Below are 12,921 nucleotides of genomic sequence, written 5' to 3'. Positions count from 1 at the left end.
CCCCTCAGGCGCTCTGCAGCCGCTTCTGCCGCAGCAGGGACGCCAGGGCCGAGGCGAACTCCACCGGCTCCACCGGGAGCGTCACAGCGGCCTCCGCACGGCTCCAGGTGGCCAGCCAGGCGTCCAGGGGCCGTCCGATGAGCAGCAGCACCGGCGGGCTGTTGAAGATCTCGTCCTTGATCTGCTTGGACAGCCCCATGCCGCCGATGGGCACCGCCTCGCCGTCCAGCACGCAGACGTCGATGCCGCCGTGCTCCAGCTCCTTGATCACGGCGGCCTGGGTCGCGCACTCCACGAACTCCACGACGGGCACGTCCGGGGCGGGCCGCCGGCCGGTGGCGAGCCGCACCTGCTCCCGCGTGTTGGCGTTGTCGCTGTAGACCAGCACCGTGGCGGTCGCCTGCATGGTTCCTCCACACTCCGAGAGAGGGCAGCCTCGTCGGGGACATCGGGTCCCGATGGCGCGGATGCTACCCCTTCGGGCCGCTCGTCAACACCGGTTCGGACAGGGCTTCGATGGGCCATCCGGGCAGTCCAGGAGGGGCGGACACTCCGAACGGCACCCCCCGGGGTGAGGGCGGGATAAGCGACCGACATAATGTCGGCGTGGCGACAGCAACGACAGTAGATACCGGGCACGCGCACCCGTCGGTCAACCGACCGAACCTCACCAGCGTCGGAACCATCATCTGGCTGAGTTCCGAGCTGATGTTCTTCGCGGCCCTCTTCGCGATGTACTTCACCCTGCGATCGGTGACCGGACCAGACTTCTGGACGGAGAAGGCCGACACGCTGAACTTCCCGTTCGCGGCGACGAACACCACGATCCTGGTGCTCTCCTCGCTCACCTGTCAGCTCGGCGTCTTCGCCGCCGAGCGCGGTGACGTGAAGAAGCTCCGGATGTGGTTCATCGTCACCTTCATCATGGGATCGGTCTTCATCGGCGGTCAGATCGTCGAGTACACCGAGCTGGTCAAGCACGAGGGCCTGTCCCTCAGCTCCGACCCGTACGGCTCGGTGTTCTACCTGACCACCGGCTTCCACGGCCTGCACGTGACGGGCGGACTCTTCGCCTTCCTGCTGGTCCTGGGCCGGACCTATGCCGCTCGGAGGTTCACCCACGATCAGGCCACAGCCGCCATCGTCGTGTCCTACTACTGGCACTTCGTCGATGTCGTCTGGATCGGTCTGTTCGCGACGATCTACATGATCAAGTAGCCGGGCTCATCACCGCGCGCGCTCCTGACGCGCACCAACCAGAAGCATCGACGCAGAAGATCCTGACACCGGGGTAATCCGTGAAAAAGCTCTCCGCACGACGACGCCACCCGTTGGCGGCGCTCGTGGTTCTCCTCCTCGCGCTGGCATGCACCGGGGGGCTGTACGCCGTGTTCGCGCCCGCGGACAAGGCGCAGGCCGAAGAAACCGCCCAGTCCCTCACCATCGAGGAGGGAAAGAAGCTCTACGCGGTCGGCTGCGCCAGCTGCCACGGCACCGGCGGTCAGGGGACCTCCGACGGGCCGAGCCTGGTGGGCGTGGGCGCCGCGGCCGTGGACTTCCAGGTGGCCACCGGCCGCATGCCGGCCGCCACCTCGCAGAGCGCTCAGGCGCCGCGCAAGCCGGCGGTGTACAGCCAGGCCGAGATCGACCAGCTGGCCGCCTACGTCGCCTCGCTGGGTGCCGGTCCCGCCGTCCCGACGGAGGAGGAGTACGGCCCCCAGGGCGCCGACATCGCCAAGGGCGGCGAACTGTTCCGCACCAACTGCGCGCAGTGCCACAACTTCACCGGTAAGGGTGGCGCCCTGACGCACGGCAAGTACGCTCCGGACCTCGAGGACGTCGACCCGAAGCACGTGTACCAGGCCATGCTCACCGGCCCGCAGAACATGCCGTCGTTCCCCGACAGCGTGCTGACGGTGCAGAACAAGAAGGACATCATCGCGTACCTCCAGGAGGTCAACAGCGACGACTCCGAGAGCCCGGGCGGCCTGGCGCTCGGCTCGCTGGGCCCGGTCGCCGAGGGCCTCTTCGGCTGGGTCTTCGGCCTCGGCGGACTGATCGCCGTCGCTGTGTGGGTCGCCGCTCGGACCGCAAAGGCCAAGAAGTCATGAGTAGCCAAGACATTCCCGAAGAGAACCTGCCCACCGCGCAGGACACCGCTCACGGCGCGGTCGGCGTCGCGGACCAGAAGGACCCGTTCGCCGACCCGGGGCTGCCGCCCCACGAGCACCGGATCCAGGACATCGACGAGCGGGCCGCCAAGCGGTCCGAGCGCACGGTGGCCCTGCTGTTCACGGTGTCGATGCTGGCGACCATCGGCTTCATCGCCGCGTTCGTGGCGATCCCGGTCGACAAGATCGTCTACGTCTGGATGCTGGGCCACATCAGCGCCCTGAACCTCGCGCTCGGTGTGACGCTCGGCATCGCGCTGTTCGCCATCGGCGCGGGCGCCGTCCACTGGGCCCGCACCCTGATGTCGGACGTGGAGCTCACCGACGAACGGCACCCGATCCAGGCCGCGCCGGACGTCAAGGCCAAGGTCATGGACGACTTCCGGCAGGGCGCCAAGGAGTCGGACCTCGGCCGTCGCAAGCTCATCCGCAACACCATGTTCGGCGCGCTGGCCCTCTTCCCGCTGTCCGGCGTCGTGCTGCTGCGCGACCTCGGCCCGCTGCCCGAGGACAAGCTGCGTCACACCGCCTGGTCGAAGGGCAAGCTGCTCATCAACCAGAACACCAACGAGCCGCTGCGCCCGTCCGACATCATCGTCGGCTCGCTCGTCTTCGCCCAGCCCGAGGGCCTGGACCCGCACGACCACGGGTTCCAGAACGAGATCGCCAAGGCCGCGCTGATGCTCGTCCGGATCCAGCCGGAGAACATCAAGGACAAGCGCGCTCTCGAGTGGTCGCACGAGGGGATCCTCGCGTACTCGAAGATCTGCACCCACGTCGGTTGCCCGATCTCGCTGTACGAGCAGCAGACGCACCACGCGCTGTGCCCCTGCCACCAGTCCACCTTCGATCTCTCCGACGGCGCCAAGGTGATCTTCGGTCCCGCCGGTCACGCGCTGCCGCAGCTGCGCATCGGCGTGAACGACGAGGGTTACCTCGAAGCGCACAGCGACTTCGACGAGCCCGTCGGCCCTTCATTCTGGGAGCGCGGATGAGCACCACGACGACCACCGACTCCCGCTCTCGCGGGAAGGCGCCGGCCGGCGAGCGCGTCGCCGACTGGGCCGACGGCCGGCTGGGGATCTACTCCCTGGCCAAGGCCAACATGCGGAAGATCTTCCCGGACCACTGGTCCTTCATGCTCGGTGAGATCTGCCTCTACAGCTTCATCATCATCATCCTCACGGGTGTGTACCTGACGCTGTTCTTCCACCCGTCGATGGCCGAGGTGGAGTACCACGGCAGCTACGTCCCGATGCAGGGCCAGCTGATGTCGCAGGCCTACGCCTCGACCCTCGACATCAGCTTCGACGTGCGCGGTGGCCTGCTCATCCGGCAGATCCACCACTGGGCCGCGGTCATCTTCCTGGCCGGCATGTTCGTGCACATGATGCGCGTCTTCTTCACGGGTGCGTTCCGCAAGCCGCGTGAGATCAACTGGCTGTTCGGCTTCCTGCTGTTCGTGCTGGGCATGTTCACCGGCTTCACCGGCTACTCGCTCCCGGACGACCTGCTGTCCGGTACGGGTGTCCGCTTCACGCAGGGCGCGATCCTGTCCGTGCCGATCGTCGGCACGTACATCTCGATGTTCCTGTTCGGCGGGGAGTTCCCGGGGACGGACTTCGTCGCCCGGTTCTACTCGATCCACATCCTGCTGCTGCCGGGCATCATGCTGGGTCTGGTGGTCGCCCACCTGATCCTGGTCTTCTACCACAAGCACACGCAGTTCGCGGGTCCCGGCCGGACCAACAAGAACGTCGTCGGCATGCCGCTGCTGCCGGTGTACATGGCCAAGGCCGGGGGCTTCTTCTTCCTGGTCTTCGGCTTCATCTCGCTGGTCGCCGGCCTGGTCACGATCAACCCGATCTGGAACCTGGGACCGTACCGGCCGGACCTCGTCTCGACGGGCGCCCAGCCGGACTGGTACATGGGCTTCGCCGAGGGTCTGGTCCGCGCCATGCCGGGCTGGGAGATCAACTTCTGGGGCCACACGCTGGTCCTGGGCGTGTTCATCCCGCTGCTGCTGTTCGGCCTGTTCCTGGCGGTCCTGGCGCTCTACCCGTTCATCGAGTCCTGGATCACCGGGGACAAGCGCGAGCACCACATCCTGGACCGCCCGCGCAACGCCCCGACCCGCACCGCCTTCGGTGTCGCCTGGGTCACCGCCTACATGATCATGCTGGTGGGTGGCGGTAACGACATCATCGCCACGCACTTCCACCTGTCGATCAACGCGGTCACCTGGTTCGTGCGCATCGGGTTCTTCCTCGGCCCGGTCGTGGCGTTCATCGTCACCAAGCGGATCTGCCTCGGCCTCCAGCGCCGCGACAAGGACAAGGTGCTGCACGGCCGCGAGTCGGGCATCATCAAGCGCCTGCCGCACGGTGAGTTCATCGAGGTGCACGAGCCGCTCAGCCAGGAGCAGCTCTACACGCTCACCGCGCACGAGCAGTACAAGCCGGCGGAGATCGGCCCGACCGTCGACGAGAACGGCGTCGAGCGCAAGGTCAAGGCCACCGAGAAGCTGCGCGCCAAGCTCAGCAAGGCCTACTACGGCGAGGAGTCCCAGATTCCGAAGCCGACCGCCGACGAGTACAAGGAGATCACCAGCGGCCACGGCCACCACTGATCCCCGCTCCGGCTGACCGACAGTCGCCACACCACGGTCGAAGGCCCCCGTCCGGTACTCGGACGGGGGCCTTCGCCGTGCCCGACGCTGGATAGGGTGGGAGCGGACGTGCAGGACGACAACAGGAGCGGCTGATGAGCGCTGTGACCCCCGCTGGAGGCGACACCGCGGCGGGCCGCTCCTGGCCCGCCCTGCTGAACGGCCTGCTGGAGGGCCGTGACCTGTCGGCCGACGACACCGCCTGGGCGATGGACCTGATCATGCGCGGTGAGGCCACCGACGCGCAGATCGCCGGTTTCGCGGTGTCCCTGCGGGCCAAGGGCGAGACGGTCGAGGAGATCACCGGCTGCGTCCGGGCGCTCTACGACCACGCCAACGTGATCGACGTGCCCGGCGCCACGGTCGACATCGTCGGCACCGGCGGCGACGGCGCGAAGACGGTGAACATCTCCACCATGTCCTCGATCGTGGTGGCCGGCACCGGGGCGAAGGTCGTCAAGCACGGCAACCGGGCCGCCTCCTCCGCGTCCGGCGCCTCCGACGTGCTGGAGAAGCTGGGCGTCAACCTGGAGCTGACCCCGCGGCGGGTCGCCGAGGTCGCCGAGGAGGCCGGGATCACCTTCTGCTTCGCGGTGAAGTTCCACCCCGCGCTGCGCCACGTGGCGGCAGCCCGCGGCCAACTGGGCATCCGCACCGTGTTCAACTTCCTCGGCCCGCTGGCCAACCCGGCCCGGGTGAAGGCGCAGGCGGTCGGGGTCGCCGATGCGCGGATGGCGCCCATCATGGCCGGGGTGTTCGCCGGACGCGGCCACTCCTCGCTGGTGTTCCGCGGCGACGACGGCCTGGACGAGCTGACCACCACCGGCACCTCCCACGTCTGGGTGGTCCGGGGCGGCAAGGTCACCGAGGAGGTCTTCGACCCGCGCGACGTCGGCCTGGACCTCGTCGACGTGTCGGCGCTGCGCGGCGCCGACGCCTCCTACAACGCGGAGATCGCCCGCCGGCTGCTGGACGGCGAGCGCGGCCCGGTGCGGGACGCCGTCCTGCTGAACTCCGCGGCGGCCCTGGTGGCGCTGGAGCCCGCACCGGGCTCCCTCACGGAGCAGATCCGCGCCGGGATGGAGCAGGCGGCCGAGGCGATCGACTCGGGGGCCGCCCGGCGCGTGCTGGACCGCTGGGTGGCCGTCAGCAACGCCTGAGCGGACCGCCCCTGGGGTCCCGCGATCCGGACACGGGTTGCGGGACCCCGATTTCTTCCCGTACGTTCCTGTCCAGGTCATGAGTGACAGCCATCAGGCCCCGGCCGGCTGTCCGGCAACCCTCCGTCCGTGGCGGGGTGCCCCGGGTGAGGACCAGGCCGTGGACAGCAAGGTCCACGGCAAGCGCGGACCCCTCGCGAACCAGGGGTCCTGGTCGTCGAGGAGCCCGGCATGAGCAAGCGAATGAGCTAGGGCCACAGAGCCCCGCCTCCGCATCCCCTCTTTTCCCCTCACCACCGGGCTCGAGCCGTCGCCGCTCGCCCGGGGGATCCGCCTGCCGCGTACGGGAGTTCGCCATGTCCGTTGCCACCGCCGCCCCCGCCACGACCGTCACCGCCGACACCGCCGCCGACCCGGCCGGCTGTGCCCCGCTGCCCGTCCTCGGGCGGGACGTCACCGTTCCGCTCGTCACCGGCGGGGAGGTGACCTACGCGGCGCTCGACCAGGCCGCCAGCGCGCCCGCCCTCCAGCGGGTCTGGGACGACGTGGCCGCCTACGCGCCGTACTACGGCAGCGTCCACCGGGGCGCCGGGTACCTGTCCCAGCTCTCCACCGACCTGTTCGAGCGCGCCCGCCGGACCGTCGCCGCCTTCCTCGACTGCCGGACCGGCGACCAGGTGGTGTTCACCCGGTCCACCACCGACTCCCTCAATCTCCTCGCCTCCGCCCTGCCCGAGGACTGCCGCGTCTTCGTGTTCGAGACCGAGCACCACGCGGCCCTGCTGCCCTGGAGCCGCCGCGACGTGACCGTCCTCGACGCGCCGGACAGCCCGCGGCAGGCCGTCGAGACCCTGGAGCGCGCCCTCGCCGACCGCGACCCCCACGGGCCCGCCCTGGTCTGCGTCACCGGCGCCTCCAACGTGACCGGCGAGCTGTGGCCGGTGCGCGAACTGGCCGCCGCCGCCCACGCGCACGGCGCCCGGATCGTCCTGGACGCCGCCCAGCTGGCCCCGCACCACCCGGTGAGCGTGCGGGACCTGGACGTCGACTGGGTGGCCTTCTCCGGCCACAAGCTGTACGCCCCCTTCGGCTCCGGGGTGCTGGCCGGCCGGGCCGACTGGCTGCGCACGGCCGAGCCCTACCTCGCGGGCGGCGGCGCCAGCCGCAGGGTCGGCCGGCGCGCGGACGGGGGAGTGGACGTGGAGTGGCACACCGACGCCGCCCGCCACGAGGCGGGTTCACCGAACGTCATCGGCGTGCACGCCCTCGCCTCGGCGTGCCGGGCGCTCACCGAGGCCGGGTTCGACACCCTCGTCGCCCGCGAGCAGCGGCTGATCCGCCGGGTGCGCGAGGAGCTCGCGGACGTGCCCGAGGTGCGGTGGCTGTCCCTCTTCGGGGACGACGCCCCGCGCGTCGGCGTGCTCTCCTTCGTCGTCGAGGGCTGGAGCAGCTCCCACTTCGCCGCCGCGCTGTCCGCCGAGTACGGCATCGGCGTACGGGACGGCCTGTTCTGCGCCCACCCGCTGGTCCGGAAGCTGCTGGGCGGCGCGGCGGGGCACCGGGGCGAGTGCGGCGCCCCGGACGCGGCGGCCGGGGAGCGGGCCCTGAACGCGGTCCGGGTCAGCCTCGGGGCGGGCACCCCGGACGAGCACGTGGAGCGGTTCGTGCGCGCGGTGCGGGAACTCGTCCGGGACGGGGCCCGCTGGACCTACCGCACGGTGGACGGCCGCTGCGTGCCGGACACCTCCGCCGCCTGACCCGGCCGGCGGGACCGGACGGGGGCCGCCATCCCCCGGTCCCGCCCGGCGGGTGCGTCAGCTGTCCAGCCCGATGGCGAACGCGGCCTCCAGGTCGTGCTGGGAGTACGTGCGGAACGCGACGTGCGTGTCCGTGCCCTCGACGCCGGGAATCTTGCTGATCCGGCCGGGGATGACCTCGGCCAGGTCCTCGTGCTCCCGGACCCGGACCATCGCGATCAGGTCGTAGGTGCCGGTGACGGAGAAGACCTCGCTGACGCTGTCCAGCGCGGCGATCCGCTCCGCGATCTCGGGGATCCGGTCCACGCTGGTCTTGATGAGGACGATCGCGGTGATCACGGTTGGTTCTCTCCCTCGGGAGCCGGAGCAGGGGTGGCCCTCACTGTAGTCGTCCGCCCGGAGCAGACCCACGCGCAGGCGAGCCCCAGGCCGAAGCCCACCAGGTGCGCGAGGTAGGCGACCCCCGGCCCGTCGGACGCCCGCCCCGCCCCCAGCCACTGCAGCCCCGCCCAGAACGGCAGCACCACCCAGGCCGGGAAGCGGACCGGCAGGAAGAACAGGAACGGCAGGAGACTGGTCACCCGGGCGCGGGGGAACAGGAAGAGGAACGCCCCCAGGACGGCCGAGATCGCCCCCGACGCCCCCACCACCGACTGCGGGGAGCCCGTGTCGGCGAGGGCGTATCCGAGCAGGGCGAGGTACCCGCAGCAGACGTAGAACAGGGTGAAGCGGGCGCGGCCCATCCGTGCCTCGGTCATCGTGCCGAAGACGTGGAGGAACAGCATGTTCCCGAGCAGGTGCACCCAGCTGCCGTGCACGAACAGGGCCGTGGCCGGGGTGAGGGCCGCCCGGAGGGACCCGTCGAACAGGTCTGCGGGGATCACCCCCCAGTGCCGGAAGTACGCCCGCTGCACGGCGAGCAGCTCCTCCCCGGTCCCGTGGGCCGGGTTCAGCCCGGAGGCCGGGCCGAACAGGAAGACCAGGCAGCACACGGCGACGAGGGTGTGGGTCACCGGCGCCGACGGCAGCCGGACCGCCCGGACGAGTGAGGGTCTCCAGTTGCGGACCATGGTCACAGAGCATGACGCAACGGGACGCAACCACGCAGACCGCCTCGCCGCCGTGGACGGGCGGGCGGCGGGGACCCGCCAGGCCGTAGGGTTACGACCCTGACCCACCGGGGTGCCCGGCGCGCCCCGGAGACCGGAAAGGAAGGCGAACAGCCACGATGACGGTTCCCCTGCCGACCGCCGCCACCCGGTGGCGCTGCACCCTCTGCGGCAACCTCACGCGCTTCGACGTGACCCGCTCCTCGAAGGTCGTCGAGTACGTCCACCTGGACCTGGCCGGCGAGCCGAAGGTCGAGGAGCGCGAGGTGCTCAGTGAGACCATCGAATCGGTGCGGTGCCGCTGGTGCAACGCCGTGGACCAGGTGGAACTCGTGGACAGGCCGGGTGCCGGCTCCTGAGGGGGCAGGCTCCGCTGACGGTGACCCCGTACGCGGGGTGGCACACAGGCATTGGGGTGTGACGGATGGTGGAGACCACGGGCGGGGGGCCGCAGGACGGCGCCGCTGAGGTGCTCGACCGTCCGCTGCCCGACGGGGTGCGCCGCCGGGTCGTCCAGATCGTCTCGGACGGCTTCGGCGGGCTGACCGTCGGCGAGCTGCCGGCCCAGCTGAGACAGTACGCGCGCTTCGCGCCCAACCGCCGGATCAAGTTCGCCGGGAACGCGATGGCCTCCGCCCTGGAGACCGACCCGCTCTTCCGGCAGCGCATCGGGGAGAAGCTCCGCGAGGCCCAGCCGGAGCTGACCGGTGCCCTCGACTCCGGCTCGCCGCCCCCGGCCGCGGACCCCCTGGACGTGGCGGCCGCCGCCTACGTGCTGCGGCCGGCCGGCTGGGTGAAGCTGGTCGCCGCGGCCGGCGAGGAGGCCCAGCGCGCCGACGCCGAGCGCGCCGACGAGGAGAACCGGGCGGAGCTGGAGCGGCTGCGCGCCGAGCTCGCGCGCGCCCGCGAGCACACCCGCACCGAGACCGAGCGGCTGCGCTCCGAACTGGACGCGGCGCGCAAAGAGGCCGAGTCGCTGCACCGCAAACTGCGGTCCGCGCTCAGCGACGTCAAACGGGGTCAGGCGGCCCTGCGCAAAGTGCAGGCGGAGCTGGAGACGGTCCGTTCCGACAGCCACGCGCAGGTGTCGGCCGCGGAGAGCGAGACCCGGCGGATCAAAGCGCGCCTCGGCGAGACGGAGGCCGCCCTGGAGGCCGCCCGTCGCGCCGCCCGCGAGGGACGCAGCGTCGAGGACATGCGGGTCCGGCTGCTGCTGGACACCGTCCTGGAGGCCGCCCAGGGGCTCCGGCGCGAACTGGCCCTGCCCCCGGTGTCCGTGCGGCCCGCGGAGACCGTGGACGCCGTGGAGCCCGGCCGGATGACGCCCAAGGACATCGCCGCCCGCGCGCTGTCCGAGGACGACCCGGCGATCCTCGACCAGTTGCTGGCCCTCCCGCAGGCCCATCTCGTCGTCGACGGCTACAACGTCACCAAGACCGGCTATCCCCAGATGCCCCTGGAGAAGCAGCGGTTGCGGCTGCTGGGCCAGCTCGCCCAGGTGGCCGCGCAGACCGGCGCGGAGGTGACCTGCGTCTTCGACGGGGCCGAACTGGCCGCGCCGGTGCTGCTGGCGCCGCCGCGCGGGGTGCGGGTGCTGTTCTCCAAGCCGGGCGTCACCGCCGACGAGCTGATCCGCCAGCTGGTGCGCGCCGAGCCGCCCGGCAGGCCGGTCATCGTCGTCTCCACCGACCGCGAGGTCGCCGACGGGGTGGCCCGCGCGGGTGCCCGGCCGGTGGCCTCCGCGGTGCTCCTGAAGCGGTTCTCCAAGGCGTGAGGCCCGCCGGCCGTAAAGCGCCCCTACGCCCCATCAGAACCCTAAGCCCCAACCGCAACGTACCCGCCGATTGCCCGAATTGGCGGGGATCGTCACGCAACGTAGTGTCAGCTCCATATCACTGCACGTGAGTTCATGGCAAAGAAACGCGCTGTGACGGAGATTTCGGGTCCAGGGATTTGAACTGATCACAAGAGAATCACTAGGGTCGGGCCTCGAACCTCCGCTCGGGTGATCGTTCACATGGGGTGGCGACGGCGGAGGCCCCCGCCCACCGGCGTGTCGGTAGGCGGCTGGAGGAAGAAGGAGCTCGCCTCCGTGGCGTCCCACCGTCGTCCCAAGCAGCCGAACCGCGCACGTGTGACCGTGCTCACCACCGCTGCAGCAGCTGCCGTCGTCCTGAGCTCGCAGGGTGCCAACGCCGCGCCCACCGAGAAGCCGAGCAAGGACGAGGTGAAGGCCAAGGTCGACAAGCTCTACGAGCAGGCGGAGCAGGCCACCGAGAAGTACAACGGCGCCAAGGAGAAGCAGGAGAAGCTCCAGAAGGAGATCTCCACCATCCAGGACAACGTCGCCCGCGGCCAGCAGGAGCTCAACGAGCTGCGCGACGGCCTCGGTACGATGGCCAGCGCCCAGTACCGCAGCGGCGGCATCGACCCCTCGGTGCAGCTGTTCCTGTCCGCCGACCCGGACGACTACCTCGACAAGGCCTCCACCCTCGACCAGCTCAGCACCCAGCAGGTCGACGGGCTGAAGAAGATCCAGTCGAAGCAGCGCGAGCTCGCCCAGCAGCGTTCCGAGGCCACCGAGAAGCTCAAGGACCTCGCCTCCACCCGCTCCGAACTGGGCAAGAAGAAGAAGGAGGTCCAGGGCAAGCTGGCCTCCGCGCAGAAGCTGCTCAACAGCCTCACCGCCGAGCAGAAGGCCCAGCTCGCCGAGGAGGAGAACCGCGCCACCCGCGCCAGCGCGCGCGACGCCCTCTCCGCCAACGTTCCGGCCGGCTCCGGCCGCGCCGCCGCCGCCTTCGCCGCCGCGCAGAGCAAGCTGGGCACGCCCTACGTCTACGGCGCCACCGGCCCGTCCTCCTTCGACTGCTCGGGCCTGACCTCCTGGGCCTACGCCCAGGCCGGCGTCGGCATCCCGCGCACCTCCGAGGCGCAGACCGGGGCCGGCACCAGGATCTACTCGGTCGGCGACCTCAAGGTCGGCGACCTGGTCTTCTTCTTCAACGACCTGCACCACGTGGGCCTCTACGCGGGCAACGGCCAGATCATCCACGCCCCCCGCACCGGCACCGTCGTGCGCTACGAGTCGATGAACACCATCGGCGGCCCCTTCATGTTCGGCGTCCGCGTCTGACCCGGGAGACACCGCCGCGCCCCTGACGCCCGGCCGTCCGGCCCGCACACCGGGCCCCGGACGCCATGACCCGGCACCGGGACGGGGTGCCCCCGTTCGGGGGAATCCCGCCGTCGCCGTACGGCCCGCGCCCCGCCTGTGACCTGCGTCGGAGGCGGGGCGTCACCGTGCGTGCCCGCCGGGGTCGTTGGCCGCCCCACCACCGCGGGGTTACTGTCTGCCGCGTTTCCCGTCCGTCAGCGGAAGGAGAGCGGCTTCCCGTGGGGTCCCATCGCCGCCTTGCACCGTCCTCCGGCTCCGACCGGAGTACCACCGTCGCCGTCGGCCTGCTCTCGGCGGCCGCCGCCGTCCTGGGCGCCGTACCGGCCGCCGCAGCACCGCACGACGACGCCCGGACCGAGGTGGACCGCCTCTACGAGGAGGCCGAGCGGGCCACCGAGGCGTACAACGCGGCCGACGAACGCGCCGGCACCCTCCGCGCGCAGGTCCGCACCGCGCAGGACGACCTGGCCCGGCAGCAGGAGCGCGTCAACTCCATGCGCGACGCGCTCGGTTCACTGGCCGGCGCCCAGTACCGCTCCGGCGGCCTCGACCCCTCCCTGGAACTGCTGCTCTCCGCCGACCCGGACGACTACCTCGACAAGGCCTCCGTCCTCGACCGCGTCAGCACCCGCCAGGCCGGCCGGCTGCGCGAACTGCAGAAGGCCCTGCGCACCCTGGCGCAGGACCGCGCGGAGACGACCCGCAAGCTGGGCGAACTCGAACGCAGCCGCAAGGCCGTCGCCGGCCACAAGAAGACCGTCGAACGCAAACTCGCCGCGGCCCGGCGCCTGCTGAACTCCCTTCCGGACGACGCCCGCGCCGCCTACGACCGCGCCACCCGCTCCGGCCGCGCCGGCCTGCCCGGCCCCGGCGGGGAGGCC

The 12,921-nt window shown here is 71.1% G+C and carries 13 protein-coding genes and 1 riboswitch; of the genes, 10 read left to right on the top strand and 3 right to left on the bottom strand.

Features of this window, described 5'->3' with window-relative positions:
* Positions 1 to 4: 4 nt before the first annotated feature.
* Entirely contained in the window at positions 5 to 406 is a 402-nt protein-coding gene (locus tag G3I53_RS21965; protein WP_164338241.1) for a hypothetical protein, read from the bottom strand.
* A gap of 200 nt (positions 407 to 606) precedes the next feature.
* Here G3I53_RS21965 and G3I53_RS21960 point away from each other — a divergent pair, with 200 nt between their 5' ends.
* The 6 genes from G3I53_RS21960 to G3I53_RS21935 all read left to right on the top strand — a co-directional run bounded on the left by G3I53_RS21960 (position 607) and on the right by G3I53_RS21935 (position 7,756).
* Positions 607 to 1,218, top strand: a complete 612-nt coding sequence (locus G3I53_RS21960) for a heme-copper oxidase subunit III (RefSeq protein WP_164338242.1) — start codon at positions 607 to 609, stop codon at positions 1,216 to 1,218.
* 80 nt (positions 1,219 to 1,298) lie between these two features.
* Positions 1,299 to 2,111: a c-type cytochrome gene (locus G3I53_RS21955; protein ID WP_164338243.1), complete on the top strand. Its 813-nt coding sequence runs from the start codon at positions 1,299 to 1,301 to the stop codon at positions 2,109 to 2,111.
* On the top strand, positions 2,108 to 3,166 hold the full coding sequence (locus tag G3I53_RS21950; RefSeq protein WP_164338244.1) for a Rieske 2Fe-2S domain-containing protein: 1,059 nt from the start codon (positions 2,108 to 2,110) through the stop codon (positions 3,164 to 3,166). The genes G3I53_RS21955 and G3I53_RS21950 overlap by 4 nt, the downstream gene beginning before the upstream one ends.
* A complete protein-coding gene (locus G3I53_RS21945; RefSeq protein ID WP_164338245.1) occupies positions 3,163 to 4,800 on the top strand; it encodes a cytochrome bc complex cytochrome b subunit in 1,638 nt (545 codons plus the stop codon). The genes G3I53_RS21950 and G3I53_RS21945 overlap by 4 nt, the downstream gene beginning before the upstream one ends.
* A gap of 134 nt (positions 4,801 to 4,934) precedes the next feature.
* Positions 4,935 to 5,999 carry an anthranilate phosphoribosyltransferase gene (trpD, locus tag G3I53_RS21940; RefSeq protein ID WP_164338246.1) on the top strand — a complete coding sequence of 355 codons (1,065 nt, stop codon included), beginning with the start codon at positions 4,935 to 4,937 and terminating at the stop codon, positions 5,997 to 5,999.
* Between the two features lie 75 nt (positions 6,000 to 6,074).
* A riboswitch (SAM riboswitch) is annotated at positions 6,075 to 6,191 on the top strand.
* Positions 6,192 to 6,355: 164 nt separating this feature from the next.
* Positions 6,356 to 7,756, top strand: a complete 1,401-nt coding sequence (locus G3I53_RS21935; RefSeq protein ID WP_164438691.1) for an aminotransferase class V-fold PLP-dependent enzyme — start codon at positions 6,356 to 6,358, stop codon at positions 7,754 to 7,756.
* A gap of 57 nt (positions 7,757 to 7,813) precedes the next feature.
* Here G3I53_RS21935 and G3I53_RS21930 read toward each other — a convergent pair whose 3' ends face one another.
* Positions 7,814 to 8,095, bottom strand: coding sequence for an Lrp/AsnC ligand binding domain-containing protein (locus G3I53_RS21930; RefSeq protein ID WP_030820493.1), 282 nt, complete (start codon positions 8,093 to 8,095; stop codon positions 7,814 to 7,816).
* On the bottom strand, positions 8,092 to 8,826 hold the full coding sequence (locus G3I53_RS21925) for a rhomboid family intramembrane serine protease (RefSeq protein WP_164333727.1): 735 nt from the start codon (positions 8,824 to 8,826) through the stop codon (positions 8,092 to 8,094). The genes G3I53_RS21930 and G3I53_RS21925 overlap by 4 nt, the downstream gene beginning before the upstream one ends.
* A 158-nt stretch (positions 8,827 to 8,984) precedes the next feature.
* Between G3I53_RS21925 and G3I53_RS21920 the strand changes: the two genes are divergently transcribed.
* The 4 genes from G3I53_RS21920 to G3I53_RS21905 all read left to right on the top strand — a co-directional run.
* On the top strand, positions 8,985 to 9,224 hold the full coding sequence (locus G3I53_RS21920) for a hypothetical protein (RefSeq protein WP_164333726.1): 240 nt from the start codon (positions 8,985 to 8,987) through the stop codon (positions 9,222 to 9,224).
* Between the two features lie 65 nt (positions 9,225 to 9,289).
* Positions 9,290 to 10,639 (top strand): NYN domain-containing protein, encoded by a 1,350-nt coding sequence (locus tag G3I53_RS21915; protein WP_164346544.1) that lies wholly within the window; start codon positions 9,290 to 9,292, stop codon positions 10,637 to 10,639.
* 318 nt (positions 10,640 to 10,957) lie between these two features.
* Positions 10,958 to 11,998: a C40 family peptidase gene (locus G3I53_RS21910; RefSeq protein WP_164333453.1), complete on the top strand. Its 1,041-nt coding sequence runs from the start codon at positions 10,958 to 10,960 to the stop codon at positions 11,996 to 11,998.
* Between the two features lie 260 nt (positions 11,999 to 12,258).
* The coding region (locus G3I53_RS21905; RefSeq protein ID WP_164438690.1) for a hypothetical protein at positions 12,259 to 12,921 on the top strand (663 nt) is incomplete at its 3' end.

Origin of the sequence: Streptomyces sp. SID14436, from assembly GCF_010548465.1 — a bacterium.
Classification (GTDB): domain Bacteria; phylum Actinomycetota; class Actinomycetes; order Streptomycetales; family Streptomycetaceae; genus Streptomyces.
Note: the sequence above shows the minus strand (reverse complement) of the source record. Positions and strands in the feature narration are given on the sequence as shown.